Raw genomic sequence first — 20014 nt, 5'->3', positions numbered from 1 at the left:
TTAGAATTTAGCACTTAATCCAAGAGTAAAAGTACGTGCTTTAGGATATGCTCCAAAGTCCATTCCAGGAGTAGGGTAAGTGTTGTTTCTACCATTACCAGCGTCAACCTCAGGATCGTATCCAGAGTATTTGGTCCAGATCCAGGCATTTACAACAGTTGCATATACTCTTAAGTTTTGAATAGCTACTTTTTTTGATATTTCTGTTGGCAGAGTATATCCTAAAGTTACATTGTTTAATCTTAGAAATGATCCGTCTTCAATTCCGCCTGAATGTATCACTGCAATTTCATGAAATGGCATATAAGTCTTAGCATTTGCATTTAATGCATTTAATGCAGCTGGATCGTAGATTCTTACTAAATCACCACTTGAATTTACATCAAATAGGGTATAGGCATTTTGTACAGATGTGTTGAAATTTCGAAATGGCAATTTGTTTCCATAAGAATTTCCTAATTTATTAGCATTGTATATGTCATTACCGTAAGAACCATTAAATCCTAACAATAAATCAAAAGCTTTATAAGAGGCATTAATATTGAATCCTCCTGTAAATTTAGCATTAGTATTACCAATGATGGTAGCATCATCTGTTTCGTTAATTTTAGTAGTACTAATTGTTGAATCTACTTTTGAAAGTTTTATTGTACCAGGATAAGGTGAGTTAGCCGGAAGACCAGGGAAAGTTCCCAGAACTCCACTTGAATCAGCTATTCCTGATTTAAGGGTATATGTTTTTGTGGTAGCGTTATAATCAAAATCATCAGTGGTATAGAATCCGTCGTATTTATAACCACGAATCAATCCTACAGGATCTCCTACTTTAAAAGCATAATCTCCACCAATAGGTGCAAATTGGGTTGATGCCCATCCGCTGGTGTAATAATTGTAATTTATTCCTTCTGAAAGTGATTCAACCTTATTTCTATTGAAAGAAATATTCATATTAGCAGATAATTTAAAATCTCCATCTCTAAGGATATCTCCTCCCAAAGAAAGCTCAAGACCAATATTACGTGTTTGACCAATATTATCCATTTGATTTAAATAACCTGTGTAAGGAGGTAGGTTTTTTGGTAATAAAAGATCTTTGGTTGTATTCCAATAGGCATCAACAGTTCCGTATAATCTATTGTCAAATAATCCATAATCAACACCAAAATTTCTTGTTATGGTTGTTTCCCATTTTAAATCAGGATTTATTAGCATAGAAGTGGAAGGGATGTAGATACCATTGTTAACTTCATTATATGCATATCCGGTACTTCCTGTCCAATTTTCTTTCCATAGACCAGAAGAGATTTGATCATTACCTACTTGTCCGTAACTTAAACGAAATTTAAGATTATTAATTACTTTTGAATTTTGTAAGAATGATTCATCTGATGCTCTCCAGGCAAAGGCTGCTGCCGGAAAATACCCCCATCTGTTAGCAGGTGCAAAGTTACTAGAGCCATCTGCACGCAATGTTGCGGTAAATATATATTTCTCTTTAAAAGCATAGTTTACACGTCCAAAGAATGAGGCTAAGTGCCCTGGAACATCATAAGTATTCTCAATTTTTATATTAGCTTGATCTCCATATTGACTCATTAAAGCAAATGCTCTTTCAGCATCAAATGAAATCGGATAATTAGTACCGGACATTTTTGTGTTTTCACTTTCTTTACTGTTTATCTCTTGTCCTATTAATACATTTAAACTATGATTGTCTCCTAGTTTTAAGAATTTATAATTAAGAGTATTTACTAAACGATATCCTGTATCATAAGTTTTGCTAATTGTAGCATCACCACCCTGGACCCCCACTGTGTTTTTAGCAACTGCTCCGGTAAATTGATAGCGTGTACTGTAATTTTTAGTTGCACCATAATCAGTTCGTAAAGTTAAGGCATCATTAATTTTCCAATTTAAGGCAAGGTTGGCTCTGTATTTTTGACGGTCTGTTTTGTCGTAAATATCCTTGATAATTGGAATTGGGTCATACTGTGGTTTAACATAGGTTTCAAAAAGCCCAAGATCAGTGGTAGGATCTCCTAAAGGAGTAACAGGAGTATAGCGTGAAGCATTAGTTAATCGGGACCCTATTGAACTAGTTTGTGATTCACTTCCAAAAACTTCTTGATTACTGTAATATATATCACCTTCAAAATCAAGGTTTTTTGCTATTTCGCTTTTTATTTTTGCTAATACATTTGTTCTTTTATAATAAGACTCGATTTTTAAACCATTATCGTCTAGTTTATCAAAAGAAACACTGTATTTAGTTTTGTCATTACCACCACTTATGGTAATATTATGATTTTGTGCTGTTGTACTTCTGACAACTTCTCTTTCCAGATCTCTGTATGCAGCAGTTTTGTATGCATTTATACCAGCTGGATTTAAGCTGCTGTTTGCAGTTCCAAGCCCATATTCACTTGCCCAGGCAGTAGCATTACCGAAGAGAGTTGCATAGTCCCAATTTAGTTTTACAAAATCATAGCCATCTAATGCTCCCAGATATTTTGCAGGAGATTTAATTTGCGTACTACCAGTGTAAGTAACGCTAACTTTTCCGCTGGTTGGCGCTTTTGTTGTAACAAGAATAACTCCATTAGCACCACGAGCTCCATAAATAGCTGTTGAAGAGGCGTCTTTTAATACATCGATACTTGCAATTTGAGATGCAGGAATATCATTGATATTACTTACAGGAAAACCATCAACAATAAATAATGGATCGTTACTTTGTGTGATAGAACCACCACCACGTACTCTGATTGAAACTTTAGAATCTGGACGACCATCTAAAGCTGTTACAGTAACTCCGGGCATTTTTCCTTGCATGGCTGAAGCAACGTTTGCTACCGGATAAGCTGCAAGGTCTTTACCTTTTACTGATACAACTGATCCCGTAAGGTCTTTTCTTTTTGCAGTACCATATCCAACAACTACAATTTCTTCAAGCTGGTTGCTTTCTTCGTTTAAACTAATGTTGATTGTGTTTTTTCCATTTACTGATAATTCTGTTGTTTTGTAACCAATATAACTAAATTGTAGAGTCCCTTTAGAATCAACATTGATGTTATATTTTCCGTCGAAATCGGTAGAAGTACCTTTAGTCGTACTTTTAATAAGTACAGTAACTCCCGGTAAAGGTATTCCGGTTTTAGCGTCTTTGACAACACCTTTGATGTTTGTTTGTTGTCCAAACATTGGTAAATAAAATAGTATTCCAAGTAGAATGAAGTAATACTTCCTGTTTATTGTATCCATATTTTTTTGGTAGTTGAAATTTTTAATTTAATGAGTAATTAGTGAGTGATGTAATTTTTTAGTTTTTCTGCATATTGTTTTAATTTTTGGTTAGTAAAAATTTTCATTTGTAATAATAAGATGTTTAGGTAATCGATTACATTGGTTGAGAAATTTTTTTGCTGTTTTTTAGAAATCGATTACATTTTTAAAGTTAGGGGTTAGTAAAATTTTTATTAGGGAATAATAAGATATTTAGGTAATCGATTACATTGTTTAGTAAATTTTTTTCGCTGTTTTTTAGAAATCGATTACATTTTTAAAGTTAGGGGTTAGTAAAAATTTTTATTAGTGAATAATAAGATATTTAGGTAATCGATTACATTGGTTAGTAAATTTTTTTCGCTGTTTACTAGGTAATCGATTACATTTTTAGTTAAGGGTTAAGGGATTTAACATTAAGAACAAGGCTAAAGTAATAAAAAGAAATTAATATCAAAATAAATTTTAGTTAAAAATAATTTTATTAATATAAAAAGCAAATTATAAATGCATATAATATAAAAAATAGTATTTATTTTTTTGTTATTCTTAAAAGTGGATTTTTGCTTGGAATTGTTAGTTTAAAGTTAAAATTTAACAATTTTCAAGTGCTTAAAATTGTAATTAATTGATTTTATTAAAAAAAAATAAAAAATTTAAAAGAGGAGAGAGTATTGCTTTTAAATAAGATAAAAGTTTGCTTCGGAAAAGGTTTATAAAAGAGATTTTGCAAAAAAAAAAAATCATCTGATATTTTGAAATAATACCAGATGATTTTTTGTATCAGCAGAAATGAGAACTTCTTTAGGAGCTAACTAAACTAGTTTGCGTTGTTTCCTCAACCTCTGCTTTTTTTCTCCAATAATTGGCTAATAAAGAACCTGAAACATTCATCCAAGGACTAAAAACAGCAGATGCCAAACCTACGGTGGCTAATTTTCCCATGGCGCCGGCTAATCCGGAAGCCATTCCTCCGTTTTGTAAACCTACTTCGAAGGCAATGGTGCGGCTGCTGTTTTTGTCTAAACCGCAAATACGACTTAGATAATAACCAAAGAAATAACCCGCTCCATTGTGGAGAATTGCTACTATGAAAAGCAAAAATCCTATCTGTAATAAATTATCTCTACCAGCAGCAGTGGTTACTAAGGTGAAATAAATGATTCCAAACATCGAAAAATACGGCATTAGGCTGTCGATTTTAGGGTAAGCCTTATAAGCTAAATGATATAATTTACCCACTAAAAAAGCTCCGGCTATGAAACAACTGATTTCGATTAAATGACCAACAGCACTATCGTTTTCATAGCTAAATGAATTGCTGAAAAAGAATACCGTCACTAACCAAATTGCTGACAGTATAGTTAAGAGATCAATCCTTTTTCGGGCTGTTTCCCCGTAGTTTTTAAGAACATCATGAATCATGGCTGCCGATAACGGAACCAGTACAATCTTGATAATTTCCATCATCATATTAAAAAACTGCACTTCGACCATAGTTCCGGCAAAGATTTTCATTAAAAACGGAGTCATAATAGGAGCTGCCAAGGTAGAAATAGCAGTTACTGTAACGGATAAAACCAGGTTTCCTTTGGCAATATAAGTCATTACATTCGAAGCTAAACCGCTGCTGCAAGAACCAATAAGTATGATTCCTGCTGCAATTTCGGGTTCAAAATGGAAGGTTTTTGCCAGGATAAAACCGGTAATGGGCATAATCGTAAAATGACCTAAAAGGCCAATGATGACTCCTTTTCCTGATTTTCGAATGCCTGTAAAATCCTCAATACTCATTTGGGTTCCCATCCCAAACATTACCAACTGGATGATGATTAGGATGAGCCATTTGTTGCGTAAATCTATCGAACCAATATGTAAAAAGGTTTGCGGGTAAATCAATCCTGCACAAACCGCAGTAATAATCCAAAAAGTGTATTGGTAACCACTCAACAGTTTGCTGTGTCCAATACCAATGGCTAAACTCGAAAAAGCAGTAATTAAACTAATTTTCCAAATGCTGTCCATTTGTAAAGACCAACCAATAGCAGCAAGGATAAATAAGATAGGACTGGCCCAAAGAAAAAATTTACACATATAGAATGGTATTAAAAGTAAATTTCGGCTAATTTTTTCATCGCAATTCCCGGACTGGCTAAGATAGGAACTACTTTTTCAGCATCACTTAAACCATCAACCACACGAGCCATTGAAGCCTGTGCCAAAACAATAACACCTACTTCCTGCATCAGTTCTTTTAAGGCTTTGGCAACCATTTCGTCATGTTTTGCCGCATCACCACTCATCAGGGCTTCGAAAGCGCCATCGCATAATTTAGAAACAATAGTTACATTTTTTCCTGCTGCCAAGGCTCTTCTGCGTACCAAATCACTCGTTGGTTCCAGTGTAGTAGGCAAGGTCGCAATTACACCTATCTTATCACTTATTTGTACGGCTTCGTCAGCCATGGCCTGATCTACTCTAATTACAGGAACAGTACATAAAGTAGCTGCAGTTTCTATGGCTACGCCAATGGAAGAACAGGTTACTAAAATCACATCGGCTCCCGCTTCTTCGGCTGCTTTTACGTGGTTCACCACTCTGGCTGCCGTATTAGGCATTAGTTTTCCTTTTTTGATTACATCTTTAATCAGGCTGTCATCTACTATGTTGAAGGTTTCTACGCCACTTAAATGCTCCGAACTCAGTTGTTGAAATAAGGGTACTAATGTTGCTGAGGTGTGGACGAATCCTAATGTTTTTGCTTTCATGTATAGCTGTTCTTTTATTTGAGTTATATTAATTTTTCTCCTTTTAATACTTTTATAAAATAGTCTGAGGCGCCTACCTGGCCTCCTTTAAAATTTAATTCTAATCCGTTTACGTGTTCATCTTCCGAAATGGCTTTGCAAAGCGGTGCTCCGGGTGCTAATGGCGCAATCATTTCTAAGGCAAAAATTCCTAATTCGGATGCGGCATAACTCGAAGTATCGCCACCGGCAAAAAGGATTCTTTGCACTTTTACAGACTTTAAAACTTCTTTGATAATCTGTCCTAAAACACGACCGTAGATTTTACTGCTTTGTTTTTGGATTTCTTTATGGTTAAGCCCGCTGTGTTTTAAATAATCTTCGGTTTCAGCAATTCTGGGGTCATTAGTTCCAATACTGGTATGTAAAATGGTATTTCGACCTTCTTTTAGTTTGCCAATAATTGCTGCCGCTACATCGGCAATGCTTTGTTCCTGATGGTCGTGATGCATGACTTTGCTTTCTAAGGCAATGCCTTCAAAACCATTTGTCAGGGCATATTCTATTTGGCTTCCGGTTACAGGCGAACAACTACCCGAAATAACAAGTAGGGGAGCGGCCTCACCGGGATGCTTGAATTCAAATTGCTTATTAATTATTTTTTCATCTTTCCAGGCTAATCCTAATGCCATTTCGACTCCCGATGAACCTACAGAAAAAACGGTTTTTTCTTTCGCTAAGTGATGAAAAACTTCCCCAATGGTTTTTAAATGTCCTTGATTCAATCCATCAAAAAACAGAATCTCTTTTTCTTCTTTGTTTTTAATTTCGTCTAAAATAGCTGCTGTACCCGCCTCAATGGTGTTGAGGTTGATAAGGTCTATGGTTTTCGAAGTTTGCTTTGCCAAATGCAATCTCAGGTCAGCTTCATCAGCAGGCGTAACAGGATGCTTACTCATCGAAGGGTGACAGTCAATGCGATGGATTTCGCCATTTCCGGTGGTTCCCATTCGGGCAAATAAATTTCCAAAAGCACAATACCTTCCTAAATGCGGTGCAGAAGGAGAAATGAAAGTTGTTTTTTGATTAAAAACCTCGCTTCCTATTTCGATGGCCTTACCAATATTCCCAACGTGTGGTGCCGAGTCAAAAGTCGAGCAAACCTTGTAATGTACCTGTTCCGGGAAAAAGTCTTTTAGTGTTTCGAATGCAGGATACAATTCGCCTTCCATTTCTAACGGAGACATCGAACGGCTTTTTCCTGCCAAACCAATGGCTTGCACTCCCGGAAAAAGCGCTAAATCATGATGATTTGGAGACCGGAGAAAAAGAACGGTTTTTATACCGGCTAATGTCAGGAATTCCAAAGCATCCGTGGAGCCTGTGAAATCATCTCCATAGTATGCCAATAATAAAGGATGTTCTTTCATTATTTCGAGAATTTTTTTACTGATGCTGCAAATTCAGGATATTGTAATGCGGCTTCTTCTACAGATAAACCATCAACGGCAGCTTTCCACGCCTGTTGTAGTGCGTTTACACCCGCTGTTGCTCCCATAGGATGTGCTAAAATTCCGCCACCTGCCATATACAATAAATCGGTGGTTTGGGTTCTTCTGTAAGTTTCCGGTGCCTGTCCGCCCCATTGTCCTGAAGAGACAACAGGTAAAGGATTGTTTTCGCCAATAAATGGTTTTAAGCACGATTGTATAGAAGTCACCACTGAATCATCGGATTCCCAGAATTTATTCTGGATTCCGTTAACGTGCATTTGGTCAACACCGGCCATGCGCCATATTTTTTGATAGGCTGGAAATTCAATTCCCAGTAACGGATGACGGTTTAACATTCCCCAACCATTTCTGTGTCCGTGGATAACCAAATCACCCTGGTCACAAATTTTCTTGGTAGCACTTAATCCCACGCTATTGATGCTAATCATCGCGCAAGTTCCTTCGTGTTTTTTGATTAAATCGTATTTTCGTTGCATTTCGTCAATTTCGTCGCTGATATTGAACGCATACATTACTTTCTTGCCCGTTTTTTGCGCATGATTGTTAATTACCTTCATGATAACGTTTACACGGTCGTCAAAAAGAGAGTTTGCCGTAGATCCCATCAATTCATCATCCTTGATAAAATCGATACCAGCGTCAATTAATGTTTGTACCAATGCCGCAGTTTCGTCCACACCCATACCAACACTTGGTTTGATAATAGTTCCAATCATTGGTCTGTCACTTACACCGCAAGATAATTTAGAACCTTTGATTCCAAATTGTGGTCCTCTGTATTTATTTTTAAAAGAATCAGGAACATCAAAATCCATTAGTTTTAAACCTGTAAACTGACTGATTTCGTATAGATTTCCTTGTAAAGTACTAATAAGCACAGGCAAATTATAACCGAAATTCTCAATCGACCAGCTCACCTTAACTTTAGCTCTTTGGTATTTTTTTCCTGGAATGCTGTTTCCCGGAATCGAAGGTTCATCAGCCGAATCTAATATTTCAATATTTTCTACGCGGGCAGCAAAGCGTTGTTTGAGCTCGGCGGTTTCTCCCGGAACGGATACAAAAGTTCCCGAAGATTGTTCGCCAGCCAATACTGCTGCGGCTTGTTCTACTGCATAAGGGGTTTCGATGTAGTATTCTGCAAAAATTCTTTCCATTGGGTATTTATAAAATCTTATTTTTTATATTGATAAAACGTCTTTGTAATGGTCTAAAAATTAAACCAATTCTATTCAAACGGCATTATGTAAAAATAAGACTTAAAATTATAAATACAAGCGAATTTCAGTATTTTCGAAAAAAATAAATAATATTCGAAAATAATAGAAAGTAATACAAATAAAAAACAACCCGATGAATGAGTTGCTTAGTAGTTAATATTGAATAGAATTGAATTCGGTTTTTAATGGTTAGAGGAACTAATAAAACCGAAACCTATTTTAAAAAAATAAACACCGCAAATTCGCAAATTTTAAAGCAATTCAATATTGTGATAATTTGCGAATTTGCGGTAATTCTTTTAATGTTCTTTATTCCCAAAAGGTTTTATGATATTCCTGTCCCGATAGCTATCGGGATTGTTATTTTTCACAAAGTTCTTTCAGCTTATCGAGTGCTTTTGGGAAGTGCTGGTTCATATAATCTACAAAATCTTCAGAGGTGTCTAAGTCAACAGTAACGGTTGTACCCCGATAGCCATCGGGGCTATTGTTTTCTTCGAAGCTATAGTTTTCAAATCCGTTTGCCCATTTTTCTACTTCCGGTCCTGCTGTAATTTCTTTGTCAGCTTTAACAAGACCATAATGTTGAATCGAAACAAATTGGTTGGGAATGTTTTCAGCTATCCTTGAAACCATACCTCCCTTTTCGCCTTTTTCATCTACTCCAATAAATAGGATTTTATTTCCCTTGTCCCAACTTCCTTCATAGGTTGATGTTGGGTTAAACAAAGAAGTCCATTGCTCATAAGTTGATTTATTGTTGATGCCAAGCATAAAATCATAAATCCTGGCCGCAGGGGCATTGATGCTTACTTTGAATTGTAACTTTTTCATAATATTAATATTGGTTTAAAATTATCATCGGGAGTTGCTTTTTACTTAATTTAAAAATTAGGAGATTTCGAACGCGAAAGGATTCGCGCACGAGCGGGGGGGAATTTTTTTAATGCTCTTTTTTATTTCGCAAAATTGTCATGCTGACGAAGGAAGCATCTCAGTGAGATACCCCAATCTCGCCAAACGGCTGTTAGTGGCTGCCTTTTATTCTTTTTCGAAGTGCTTTTTCCATGAAGCATAAAACACTTTTCTAATTGTTGTTCCAACATCTTTTAACTCTTCTGTGGATATATTATCTGTTTCTACACTTTTTAGTTTGATATAGTCATTGAAAACTTGCTCGACTTCAGCAATCCCTGCGAAAGAAGCATTTTTAAACTTTTCAAGTACTTCCAAGCGTAAATCATTACCTATTTTTTCTTTTACCTTATCAAATATTTCGATAGCTGTTTTAATTAATTCGTTGCTAAGTTCTATAGAAGCTTGTTTGAGTTTTTCTTCACGACTCAAATTATCAGGTTGTGGATATTGAGATAAAATATATTTTTCTTTTCCTTCTAAATTTTCGAAACAACTGACAAAGTCATCTGCGCCAAGATTATGCATGAATTGATTTCTAATTTCCATAAAGGTTAAAAATTTGGCTTTTTCTTTTTTTGCTAAAGCGTCCATGTCTATCAGTAATTCTATCTTCTGATTGAATGAGATATTTCCGCTCTTGTTTCCAAAAGATTTGGTTTTTTTATAATCCTTTATTCCTAGTAATTGTGCAAGAAAAACAGAAGTCAAATTTTCTAATAACAACGATGCAGTTAAAATTGTCCCTCTATTATCTAATCCAATATTGTTATCCATGATTTGTGCTTAAGGTTGCCACTAAGGTTAAGCCAGCTAAAAGACTAAAAGAAGTGCCTTCTTTCAGTGGCTTTTCAAATATATTTAAAATTTCTTACAGAACTTAAATAATTTGTGGTTATTTCCGGATTATTTCTCTTAAGGTTTCGAGCTGGATTTCCAGTTTTTGAATATGAGCGTTTTTTTCAGCCAGTTCTTCTTTGAGGGCTTTTTCACGAATAGTTTCAAAACGGTAGGGCAGGTATTCGCCCAGTTGTGCAATGAAATTGTGTTTGAGTACCAGGCTTAACTTCCATAAAACGGCAAATTGTAATGTATCTCTTTTAAAATAATTACCCAGTCCTTTAGGGAGTATGCCCAATGCTTTAGCAATGTCCGTTTTAGTTTCGGGCTGCTGCATAATGTGGTAATGAATAAAATTACCTACCAGTGGGTATTGGTCGCCCCGGTTTTGGCTGTGTTTTGTCTTGTTATTGGTCATAAGGCTTTGTGTTTTTTATCACTATAATTAAAATACCAGTCAAATCTCCCCGTTTAGCACCTGTTACCTCCTGTAAATAGGTAGTTCTGTTCCTGAAAACAGGAGTAGCACTCCCTTTATTAGTCAGTAGTCATACCTAAAAACATGAGTATTTGCACCCTAAAAGGGTAGGTGTACACCTTTAAATAGGGAGCTAACATACTCTAAAGGGGAGCAATTCCCCCTTTAAGAGACCCTGGTACTCCCTTAAATAGTCCTAATGTGCCTTTTTAGTGTCAGATTTGAGGTGTAAAAAAAGCCTCATAGTTAGAATGAGGCTGGATAGATTCGTATTTTCTTATTGTAAGGGTGCAGGAGGTTCAGTAACAGTGGTAGATTTACCATTGCTTGCAAAACGTTGTTTGAGTTGGTCGACAATGCTGTCAGCCCCTACAACTCCCGCATCGGCAGCTGAACCAAAAGATTTGTACAATGACAAAGCCACATTGTAAGCCTCGCTACCAGCAAGCATTTTAGTATCATCAATGCGTTCACACAGTTGGTTTGCCAGTCCTGAGATTTCGTCCATTTGAGTAAAAAGGGTCAGGTCATTTTGCATATTCGGCACCGAAAGATAGGCAGGAACCAGTGTAGGATTGTTTACAGCGGCATTGAGGGCGTCTTCAGCAAAAGCTTTGTTAATTGACATCAATAGCATTTAAAGATTTCTTTTCTTCGGCTGTAAGTCCTACCAGAAATGGAAGGTTAGTTAAAATAGTTTGAAATGCGGCTTTTACTGCCGTTAACTGTGCCGCTGTTGCAGTGGCATTCACACGATTGTTCAGTAAGTTTGACATAAAGAGTTGTTTTTAATGGTTGGTAAATAAGAGACTATACTTACAAATATAAAATATTTTTTAATTGTTTTGTAGTATTTTTCATTTTTTTAAAGCCGTTGGGTGAAATTATCAAAAACGTCAGTTCGAGTGTTTTTTGCGCAATGAAATGAAGCAAAAAACGTATCGAGAACCGTTTTTGATTGTAAATTTTCTTGTTCTCGATACAATCCCGTCCAAAAGCGGGATTACTACCAATGAGGTTTTCATTAAATGTGAAATTATGGTTTACTAATTTTCTTTTTTGCTTGATCAAAAAAGAAACAAAAAAATCAAGTCTTGCGCTTCCTCGTCGGTCAAATTAGTTTTCGAATGCTAAAAGAAAAGAACTCGCTACGCTCAAACAGCTTTTCTTTTTACGCATTCTTCAAACATTTGACACTCGACTGCGGAAGCTAAGGACAACCTGAACACTAGAAACAATGATAATTTAATTCATAATTGACAAAACATAAACGTTATTTTATATTGCTTTTTTTAGAATAAAATTAGACCTCGAACTGACGAAAATTTATTATCAAAAACAATTTTACCCAACGGGTTTTTTAAATTTGAATATGAAAGCGATTTTTATTAAGGTTTCTAGCTAGTATTCTTTATTAAAAAAGGGGGGGAACCACCCCGCCCGCTAAAGTGGGCACCTCCCGAAACAAGTTCGGGACAGGCCCTCCAGCGGAGGGGAAGTCACGTAATTTCCCCTCCGCTGGAGGGGTACCCGGAAGGCGGGGTGGCTTTTCTATATTCAGGAGCTTAGCCTTTTTAACAGAATTAGTTATTAATTTAAAGACATTGAACGAGTGCCAGAGAGCAGCTTAATGTACAAGCAATCTGTACGCTATTGATAGCAGGATTTGCGTTAAGGATGGAAGCGGCATCCTTTTTATTTTTGCTCCCTGAGCTTGTCGAAGGGAGCAAAATAAAAAGATACAGCGAACAGCCTGACCTCGTTGAAAAAATCCAGACTTTAATAATCAATTTTTTCAACGAGGTAACGCCCAAAAAAAACAACCTCTTTTAAAAGGATAAAAGAGGTTGTTATAAAAAGTAATTAAAACACCCCCCTAACCCCTCTCAAGAGGGGAATTGGGTTGTGTAAATTAATGTTCTTTATTCCCAAAAGGCTTTATGATAATGCCCAGGCTGAAAATAAATCCGTCGGTAGGGGCATAAATTTCAGGGAAGCCGGGATTGTCATGCGTAGGCAAAACCAAAGGAGAAAAACGGCTTTGTCTTCTATCTGTAAAATTTTCAAAATTACCAAAGATGGATCCCCATTTGAAATTTCGCATCAGCAAAAATCCCATAGTGGTATAATCACGGGTTTTAGTAGCATTCGATAAAAGTTGTTTTCCTGTATAATAGGTTTCAAAACCCATGCGCCAGCTTTCGTTTTCATACATGATTACACTGCCCGTATTGTGTCTTGGAGTCAGTGGTTTTTGTGGGTTTCCTGCCAGATAATGCAAACGGGTATCAATAAAAGCATAGTTTAAAAACCATTTAAAGTCCTTGTAATTAAACTTGATGTTGGTTTCGGCACCTTTGCTCAGAATAATTTCAGCCGCATTTTCAAATTTGAAATTAGTATTAGAACTATTTAACAACAGTGCATTTTTAATGGCAGTAACATAAAAAAGCTGGTTTGCCGAGAATCCAATTTCGCCCAGTCGGGTTTGGAAATTCAGATCATAATTCGCACCATAAGAACGTTCGGCTTTTAAATTGTCTTTGTCAATGCCGAGAATATTTTCGAAATGGATGGATTCGGCTTCTTCGGTAAAAATATCAGGAATTTTATAGCCTAATCCACCACCAATCCGGCTCGAAAAACCATTTTCATTTTTGTACAGCAAAGAGATTCTTGGCAAAGGGAAAAATCCCCAATCGGGATTGTAATCGGTACGTAAACCCGTTTCTAAAATCCAGTTTTTGCTAATATCAAAAATGCTATTGGCAAACAAACCATAGGTAAGTTCTTTTTGATCGCGTTGCAATGTGGCTTCATCTGCTTCGTCAAAATTCACCGAATACGCATTCGCACCTAAAATCCAATCGGTTTTAGCAGCGGCTCTTTCGTAACTTACTTCGGTAAAACTATTGATTTGCTTTCCGCTAAAGCTAAAATCAGGAACTTTGAGTGTGCGGTCAAAATAAGAAATACTATTCTTGATATTGAAGTTGCTTATAGAATCCAGCTGGGTTTTATACACGGCCTGAGTGCTGAGACGCTTGGAAACGTTGTCCTCAGTGTATTGATGCATTGCTGTTTGACCGTGTTTAATTTTGGTCATATCACCTCCAATCCGGTCATCGTAAGTTCCGTTGACACCCAGCCAAAAAGTAGTTTTTTCGGAAGGATAATAAAAGAATTTTGGGTTGAAGGAAATGGATTTTGTTTGCGGTAAATTGCTAAAATCGTCGTCTTCCGGGTCATAGGCTTTCTGGTAATGTGCCGAGCCGTAAAGAGTTGTCCCGAATTTTTCATTTCGCTTGCTGTAAAAAACATTGGCAGTACTTCCCAAGGCATGGGTTTGGGTCAGCATGATGTCCAAATCAGCATCTTCATCAGGAGTTTTTGAAACCATGTTGACTAATCCTGCAATGGCGCCACCGCCATAAAGTGTGGATGAACTTCCTTTGATAATCTCGAATTGTTTTAGGTCTAAAGGCGGAATTTGCATAATGCTCAATCCGCTGGAAAAACCGGAATACAAAGGAAAACCATCTCTTAAAAGTTGGGTATAACGCCCGTCAAGCCCCTGGATTTTAATGTTCGAATTTCCGCTGCTTAGCGAAGTTTGTTGCATTTGGATTCCTGTACTTTCGCGCAATACCATCGAAATATTCGTTGGGTTCATCGTGGCTTTTTCTTCTAATTCCTCGCCATCAATAAATTCAATTCGTGTCGGGATTTTTTTAACCGTTCTGCTGGTTCGCGAAGTTTGTAAAACTACTTCTTCAAGCTCGTTTTCATTGGGTTCTAAATGAAAGACAAAAACGGTTTGGCTGGGAATCTGAATTGTTTTTTTCAGGGTTTCGAAGCCCAAAAAAGTAATTATGATGGTTTGTTTTCCATTGGAAATATTTGAAAAATGGGCTTTCCCCTCAGCATCGGTAACAGCTGATTTTTTGTCTGATTCGAGATAAATATTGGCGCCAATTACGGCTTCGTTTTCTGAAACTACCTGTATTTGGATATCGCTTTTTTGTGCCTTAACACCAAGGCATGATAATAGTATGAGCATGATGCTCATTATAAATTTGTTCATTTGAAATGAAATTTAATTAATTAAAATAGGACGAATTGTCTTGATTTTTTAACTAATTAATTGAGGAGGTTGCCAAATAGCAGCAACAGAATCAAATTGATAATTTGATTGATAAGAAGAGATTAATACATTAGAAATAGCAGTGTTCACTCTAAAAGTATAGATTTTAATACTTTCGAAAGTAATTGACATTCCGCAGCAACTGCAAATACAAGTCACAGGACAGGAATCATCATGATCTTCCTGATGATTGTGCTTAAGACTAATGTTATCTTTTTTCAGATCTTCCGAATTATGTCCGTCGGAGCAGGGTTTTAAAGATAAAACAAGTATTAAAATGGATAATATGAATGTACTTATTTTCATTGCGGCAACGAAGTTAAAAAATCTATCCCATATTTTGATTTAAATCCTAAAAAAGGATTTTTTCGAAGCGTTATTTCCTTTTGTAAAAGATATAATCAGTATTGATGGGTTCGATACCATTTGCTGCCAAATCACTTGCAATTTGTGCCCGATGATAAGTAGAATGATTGATCACATGAAAAATAATATCCTGAACCGTATTTGAAAACACGATTCCTTTGGAGTTTTTATATTCTATTTTTTTGCTTAATTCGATGCTGCTTAAAATACTTAGACTTTGGTTGTAATTGGTTTCATTATGGTTTTTCAAATTTTCTAAAGGTCGAATTTCCCAAACATCCACAGAAATGTCTTGATTCAGAATTCGGGCATTCCAAATTTCCTGGGCATTAATCAAGTGGTTCAATAATTTGATGGATTTTTCGGGAATGATTTGTTTCTCCTTTTCGAATAGCTGAATGAGTTCCTGGTTGAAATGATAATTGTATTCGAAAGTATCTTTAAAAAAGTCGTTGGTTTCCATTAGATGAATAAGTTGTTTTTAGTTAAAGTTTGATTATCCAATGGAATTTTTGTTGTTGTATTTATTTTCGAAACCAATTTTCAATTTTAATTCCATCAATGTTTTCGAAATCTTTTCCATTGTCAGTGACTAAGGTTAATTTGTTTTCAACCGAAGTTACGCCAATTAGTAAGTCAAATTCATCATTTATAGGTTTTCCTATTTTACGTAATCGGACTTTTTCTTTTGCATATTTCTTGATAGAACCAAAAATTGGAATTACAGATATTCCATTTACAAATAGGTCTACAGCTTTGTGAGATTTAGCAGGATTTTCACTGTTTTCAGCACCAAAACGGAGTTCAAAAACAGTTATTTCGGAAATAAAACAGTTTTCTTTTCCTTTTTTACGTATAATTTCGTCTAAATTTAATTTTCCACGAAGAAAGAAAATACAAATATTTGTGTCTAATAAATATTGCATTATAATTTAATTTCTTTGTTACGAAAACTTCTACTAGCTTTAATTTCTGTAATTATTTCTTCGGCAGATTTTTCTGAGCCAAATGCACCAAAAGAGTCAAAAAAATGGTCTTTTTTAGCCTTTTTTTCTCTTTTTAAAGACTTCGTTAAACTTTCAATTAACTCAATTTTCGTTAATGAATTTAGCCCTTCAAATAACATTGAATAATTTTCAATAATATGTTTATCAGTATAGCTCATAATAAAAATCTTTTTGTAAAGTTATGAATTCTTTTTTGTCTAATAAATTTTTGTATCAGGATAAAAGTTAATGCTTTAAAAATTAAAAGATCTTAAAGCTGTATTTCTCTTTTAATATTTATTTGTTCTAAAAAATAGTCATCGTGAGAAACTACTATTAATGTGCCTTGATATTCGTTGATTGCACGGGTTAAAATTTCGATATTTTGAATGTCTAAATTATTTGTTGGTTCGTCCAGAATGATAACATCAGGCGATTGATTATTTATGGTTAAGCAACATAACATCAATCGCATTCTTTCGCCACCACTTAGGCTGGAACAAACTTTATCCCAACTTTGGTTTGAAAACAAAAAGCGATTGAGCATCATTTTTATATCGTGTTCTAACAAAGCCGAGTTGTTAAAAGTCTGGGCTTGCTCATACACTTTTAGGTTATTATTGATTAACGAATAATCCTGGTCAATATAAACCGATTTGCTTTCGGCTCTATAAATGCTGCCTGACTGCGTTTCTAAATTAGCTAAAATAAGTTTGATTAAGGTAGTTTTTCCGGAACCATTGGTGCCTTTTAAGGCAATGCGTTCGCCGCTGCTAATTTTAAAGTCTAAATTTTCCTTCCAGAGATTTTTACCGTCGTAACTGAAATTAATTGCTGTTGCCGTAAACAAAATTTTCCCTTTGTGTAAGCTTGAATTATCGAAACTCCCGCTTTTTCCTGTTTTCCTTTTCCGCGGGAATCCAGTTTTTGTTGTCTTTCCAGTGTTTCCCGTTCTTTTTCCTTGGCTTTTCGCAACGCTTTTTCTTTACTGTGAATGTCGTGATGTAAAGCAGCAGTTTCAACTTGTTTTTGTTCCAGATAAAAATCGTAATTTCCACCATAGACTGATATGCCGCTTGAACTCAATTCGCAAACCGTATCTAAATGATTGAGTAATTTTCGATCGTGGCTGACTATAATCAAAGTACTTTTAGAAGATTGGATAAAATCATATAGCAAGGTTCTACTTTTGCTATCCAAATGATTACTCGGTTCATCCAGCAAAATCAATTCAGGCTGATGAATGGAAATTCCGGCGAGGAAAACTTTCGTTTTTTGTCCGCCACTTAAACTTTCCATTTTCTGATTTAAATCTAAATCGTTTAGTTGCCAATATTTTAAAGCTTCCAAACAGCGATCTTCAATAGTCCAATCGTCGTTTAATAGATTGAAGTTTACTTCTGAAGTGTTTCCATTTAAAATTTCGTGTAAAGCTTGTAGTTTTTTATCAATACCCAAGGCTTCTGCAATGGTCAGATGGTTGTATTGCCCCACAATTTGCGGAATATAATAGGGTTTTGTCTCTGTTTTTAATTGTCCCTCAGAAGCTTGAATTTCCTGGGCAATTATTTTTAATAAAGTTGATTTTCCGACACCATTGTTGCCAATTAGAGCAATTTTATGGTGTTGATTTACAGTTAAATTGATGTTGCTGAACAACAAATCTTTATTAGGATGTATGTATCTAATGTTTTGTAAAATAAGCATAATTTCTTTCTTTAAAGAGTAATAGAGGAGGCAAACCCGTTGAGGTTTGTGTCTTTAAATAGCCTGAAAGAAATTAGTTATCACATTTATATGTAGTATTTTGAGTTGGCAAATATACAATTTTTTGTTTTTTGAAAATAGTTTTAAATCCAAAGAGCTGCTAATTCCGATTTAGTTTGAACAAGCTTTTAAAAAACTTACTTTTGCAATTCTTGGAAAAAGTCCACTAATTGTCTGGCTTTAATATTATAATCTTCCACAAAAGAATGAAACAGTATTTTAACTTATTTGATTTTTCGCAAAAAGTAAATTATAGAACCGAAATATTAGCGGGATTAACGGTCGCTATGACCATGATTCCGGAGTCGCTTTCTTTTGCAATTTTGGCAGGATTTCCGCCTTTGGTTGGATTGTATGCTGCTTTTATCATGGGATTGGTAACGGCTGTTTTTGGAGGACGTCCGGGATTGGTTTCCGGAGGGGCGGGAGCAACCGTAATTGTGTTGATAGCCTTAATGAAATCGCATGGTTTGGATTATGTTTTTGCCGCTGTGGCATTGGCAGGAGTAATTCAAATTTTGATAGGTTTGTTTAAATTGGGAAAGTTCATTCGATTAGTGCCTCAGCCCGTGATGTTTGGTTTTGTAAATGGTTTGGCGGTAGTAATATTTATGTCGCAACTCGAACAGTTTAAGACAATAGTGAATGGCGAAAGTGTTTGGTTGTCCGGAAGTCCGTTGTATATTATGTTGGGTTTGGTAGCTTTGACAATAGGAATTGTGTTGTTGTTTCCAAAAATCACCAAAGCTATTCCGGCTTCTTTAGTGGCGATTATGGTAGTTTTTGCGTTGGTTTTAGGTTTTGGAATCCAAACTAAAACTGTTGCCGATATCGCATCGGTAAGTGGAGGATTTCCGCCTTTTCATATCCCTAATATTCCTCTGAATTTAGAAACTTTGCAATTAATTCTTCCGTATGGTTTGATTATGGCTTGTGTGGGATTGACCGAAGGTTTGTTGACTTTAAATTTAGTGGATGAAATTACTGGGACAAAAGGAAACGGAAACAGAGAATGTGTGGCTCAGGGAAGTGCCAATATTTTAAATGGTTTTTTCTTTGGGATGGGTGGTTGTCCTATGATTGCGCAAACTTTAGTGAATTTATCAGCAGGTTCCAGAGCGCGTTTATCCGGGATTGTTGCAGCCTTAACGATACTTTGTATTGTATTATTTGGTGCGCCAGTAATTGAAAAATTGCCAATGGCAGCCTTAGTCGGCGTAATGTTTATGGTGTCGATAGGTACCTTTGAATGGATTAGTTTTCGAATCATCAACAAAATGCCAAAACACGATATTTTTGTAGGTGTTACAGTAGCACTCATCACTATTGTGTTGCACAATTTGGCTTTGGCGGTATTGATTGGAGTTATCATTTCGGCACTGGTTTTTGCCTGGGAAAGTGCCAAACGCATTCGTGCCAAAAAATATATCGACGAGAATGGAGTGAAGCATTATGAAATATTTGGTCCTTTGTTTTTTGCATCAACGACTACATTTGCTGAGAAATTTGACGTACTAAATGATCCAAATGAAGTGATTATTGATTTTAAAGAAAGTAAAATTGCCGATATGAGTGCTATTGATGCCGTGCACAAAATTACCGAGCGTTATGCTAAAATAGGGAAGACGGTTTATTTGCATCATTTAAGCGAAGATTGTCGTCAATTGTTGCAGAATGCTCAAGGAATTATTGAGGTAAATATTATCGAAGATCCTACTTATAAAGTGGTTTCTAACTAGTATTTAAGTTGAATGG

The 20014-nt window shown here is 35.7% G+C and carries 16 protein-coding genes and 1 pseudogene; 1 reads left to right on the top strand and 16 read right to left on the bottom strand.

The window, feature by feature from the left end; translation table 11 throughout:
- The 16 genes and pseudogenes from EOD40_RS09415 to EOD40_RS09345 form a co-directional block, all read right to left on the bottom strand.
- Positions 1–3261, bottom strand: a complete 3261-nt coding sequence (locus EOD40_RS09415; RefSeq protein ID WP_128194904.1) for a SusC/RagA family TonB-linked outer membrane protein — start codon at positions 3259–3261, stop codon at positions 1–3.
- An 825-nt stretch (positions 3262–4086) separates the two neighbouring features.
- Positions 4087–5376: a bile acid:sodium symporter family protein gene (locus EOD40_RS09410; RefSeq protein WP_128194902.1), complete on the bottom strand. Its 1290-nt coding sequence runs from the start codon at positions 5374–5376 to the stop codon at positions 4087–4089.
- 11 nt (positions 5377–5387) lie between these two features.
- Positions 5388–6050, bottom strand: a complete 663-nt coding sequence (locus tag EOD40_RS09405) for an aspartate/glutamate racemase family protein (protein WP_128194900.1) — start codon at positions 6048–6050, stop codon at positions 5388–5390.
- 23 nt (positions 6051–6073) lie between these two features.
- Positions 6074–7459 carry a four-carbon acid sugar kinase family protein gene (locus tag EOD40_RS09400; RefSeq protein WP_128194898.1) on the bottom strand — a complete coding sequence of 462 codons (1386 nt, stop codon included), beginning with the start codon at positions 7457–7459 and terminating at the stop codon, positions 6074–6076.
- Positions 7459–8700 carry a ribulose-bisphosphate carboxylase large subunit family protein gene (locus EOD40_RS09395; RefSeq protein ID WP_128194897.1) on the bottom strand — a complete coding sequence of 414 codons (1242 nt, stop codon included), beginning with the start codon at positions 8698–8700 and terminating at the stop codon, positions 7459–7461. The genes EOD40_RS09400 and EOD40_RS09395 overlap by 1 nt, the downstream gene beginning before the upstream one ends.
- A 423-nt stretch (positions 8701–9123) precedes the next feature.
- Entirely contained in the window at positions 9124–9597 is a 474-nt protein-coding gene (locus EOD40_RS09390) for an SRPBCC family protein (protein ID WP_128194895.1), read from the bottom strand.
- Positions 9598–9804: 207 nt separating this feature from the next.
- Positions 9805–10455: a hypothetical protein gene (locus tag EOD40_RS09385; RefSeq protein WP_128194893.1), complete on the bottom strand. Its 651-nt coding sequence runs from the start codon at positions 10453–10455 to the stop codon at positions 9805–9807.
- 118 nt (positions 10456–10573) lie between these two features.
- Complete coding sequence (locus tag EOD40_RS09380; RefSeq protein WP_128194891.1) at positions 10574–10936, bottom strand: transcriptional regulator; 363 nt, start codon at positions 10934–10936, stop codon at positions 10574–10576.
- Positions 10937–11273: 337 nt separating this feature from the next.
- Positions 11274–11624 (bottom strand): hypothetical protein, encoded by a 351-nt coding sequence (locus EOD40_RS09375; protein WP_128194889.1) that lies wholly within the window; start codon positions 11622–11624, stop codon positions 11274–11276.
- A complete protein-coding gene (locus EOD40_RS17945; protein ID WP_164905464.1) occupies positions 11614–11772 on the bottom strand; it encodes a hypothetical protein in 159 nt (52 codons plus the stop codon). Before EOD40_RS17945 ends, EOD40_RS09375 begins: the two co-directional genes overlap by 11 nt.
- Before the next feature lie 1136 nt (positions 11773–12908).
- Entirely contained in the window at positions 12909–15080 is a 2172-nt protein-coding gene (locus EOD40_RS09370; RefSeq protein ID WP_128194887.1) for a TonB-dependent receptor, read from the bottom strand.
- A 48-nt stretch (positions 15081–15128) separates the two neighbouring features.
- Positions 15129–15446, bottom strand: coding sequence for a DUF6660 family protein (locus EOD40_RS09365; protein ID WP_128194885.1), 318 nt, complete (start codon positions 15444–15446; stop codon positions 15129–15131).
- A 70-nt stretch (positions 15447–15516) separates the two neighbouring features.
- Positions 15517–15969 carry a DinB family protein gene (locus tag EOD40_RS09360; RefSeq protein ID WP_128194883.1) on the bottom strand — a complete coding sequence of 151 codons (453 nt, stop codon included), beginning with the start codon at positions 15967–15969 and terminating at the stop codon, positions 15517–15519.
- A 61-nt stretch (positions 15970–16030) separates the two neighbouring features.
- On the bottom strand, positions 16031–16432 hold the full coding sequence (locus EOD40_RS09355) for a type II toxin-antitoxin system VapC family toxin (protein WP_128194881.1): 402 nt from the start codon (positions 16430–16432) through the stop codon (positions 16031–16033).
- Complete coding sequence (locus EOD40_RS09350; RefSeq protein ID WP_128194879.1) at positions 16432–16671, bottom strand: hypothetical protein; 240 nt, start codon at positions 16669–16671, stop codon at positions 16432–16434. Before EOD40_RS09350 ends, EOD40_RS09355 begins: the two co-directional genes overlap by 1 nt.
- A gap of 92 nt (positions 16672–16763) precedes the next feature.
- Positions 16764–18199 (bottom strand): annotated as a pseudogene (locus EOD40_RS09345) (ABC-F family ATP-binding cassette domain-containing protein).
- Between the two features lie 266 nt (positions 18200–18465).
- On the opposite strand from EOD40_RS09345, the gene EOD40_RS09340 reads away from it, so the two are divergent.
- A complete protein-coding gene (locus EOD40_RS09340; RefSeq protein WP_128194877.1) occupies positions 18466–19998 on the top strand; it encodes a SulP family inorganic anion transporter in 1533 nt (510 codons plus the stop codon).
- The last annotated feature ends 16 nt before the right edge of the window (positions 19999–20014 follow it).

The sequence above is a fragment of the Flavobacterium sufflavum genome, assembly GCF_004016525.1.
GTDB classification, from domain to species: Bacteria; Bacteroidota; Bacteroidia; order Flavobacteriales; family Flavobacteriaceae; genus Flavobacterium; species Flavobacterium sufflavum.
This window is presented reverse-complemented; position numbering and strand designations above follow the sequence as displayed.

What these genes read in the sequence shown, in the direction of transcription:
- EOD40_RS09415 (WP_128194904.1), bottom strand. Translation starts at nt 3,261, where the DNA reads ATGGATACAATAAACAGGAAGTATTACTTCATTCTACTTGGAATACTA.
- EOD40_RS09410 (WP_128194902.1), bottom strand. Translation starts at nt 5,376, where the DNA reads ATGTGTAAATTTTTTCTTTGGGCCAGTCCTATCTTATTTATCCTTGCT.
- EOD40_RS09405 (WP_128194900.1), bottom strand. Translation starts at nt 6,050, where the DNA reads ATGAAAGCAAAAACATTAGGATTCGTCCACACCTCAGCAACATTAGTA.
- EOD40_RS09400 (WP_128194898.1), bottom strand. Translation starts at nt 7,459, where the DNA reads ATGAAAGAACATCCTTTATTATTGGCATACTATGGAGATGATTTCACA.
- EOD40_RS09395 (WP_128194897.1), bottom strand. Translation starts at nt 8,700, where the DNA reads ATGGAAAGAATTTTTGCAGAATACTACATCGAAACCCCTTATGCAGTA.
- EOD40_RS09390 (WP_128194895.1), bottom strand. Translation starts at nt 9,597, where the DNA reads ATGAAAAAGTTACAATTCAAAGTAAGCATCAATGCCCCTGCGGCCAGG.
- EOD40_RS09385 (WP_128194893.1), bottom strand. Translation starts at nt 10,455, where the DNA reads ATGGATAACAATATTGGATTAGATAATAGAGGGACAATTTTAACTGCA.
- EOD40_RS09380 (WP_128194891.1), bottom strand. Translation starts at nt 10,936, where the DNA reads ATGACCAATAACAAGACAAAACACAGCCAAAACCGGGGCGACCAATAC.
- EOD40_RS09375 (WP_128194889.1), bottom strand. Translation starts at nt 11,624, where the DNA reads ATGTCAATTAACAAAGCTTTTGCTGAAGACGCCCTCAATGCCGCTGTA.
- EOD40_RS17945 (WP_164905464.1), bottom strand. Translation starts at nt 11,772, where the DNA reads ATGTCAAACTTACTGAACAATCGTGTGAATGCCACTGCAACAGCGGCA.
- EOD40_RS09370 (WP_128194887.1), bottom strand. Translation starts at nt 15,080, where the DNA reads ATGAACAAATTTATAATGAGCATCATGCTCATACTATTATCATGCCTT.
- EOD40_RS09365 (WP_128194885.1), bottom strand. Translation starts at nt 15,446, where the DNA reads ATGAAAATAAGTACATTCATATTATCCATTTTAATACTTGTTTTATCT.
- EOD40_RS09360 (WP_128194883.1), bottom strand. Translation starts at nt 15,969, where the DNA reads ATGGAAACCAACGACTTTTTTAAAGATACTTTCGAATACAATTATCAT.
- EOD40_RS09355 (WP_128194881.1), bottom strand. Translation starts at nt 16,432, where the DNA reads ATGCAATATTTATTAGACACAAATATTTGTATTTTCTTTCTTCGTGGA.
- EOD40_RS09350 (WP_128194879.1), bottom strand. Translation starts at nt 16,671, where the DNA reads ATGAGCTATACTGATAAACATATTATTGAAAATTATTCAATGTTATTT.
- EOD40_RS09340 (WP_128194877.1), top strand. Translation starts at nt 18,466, where the DNA reads ATGAAACAGTATTTTAACTTATTTGATTTTTCGCAAAAAGTAAATTAT.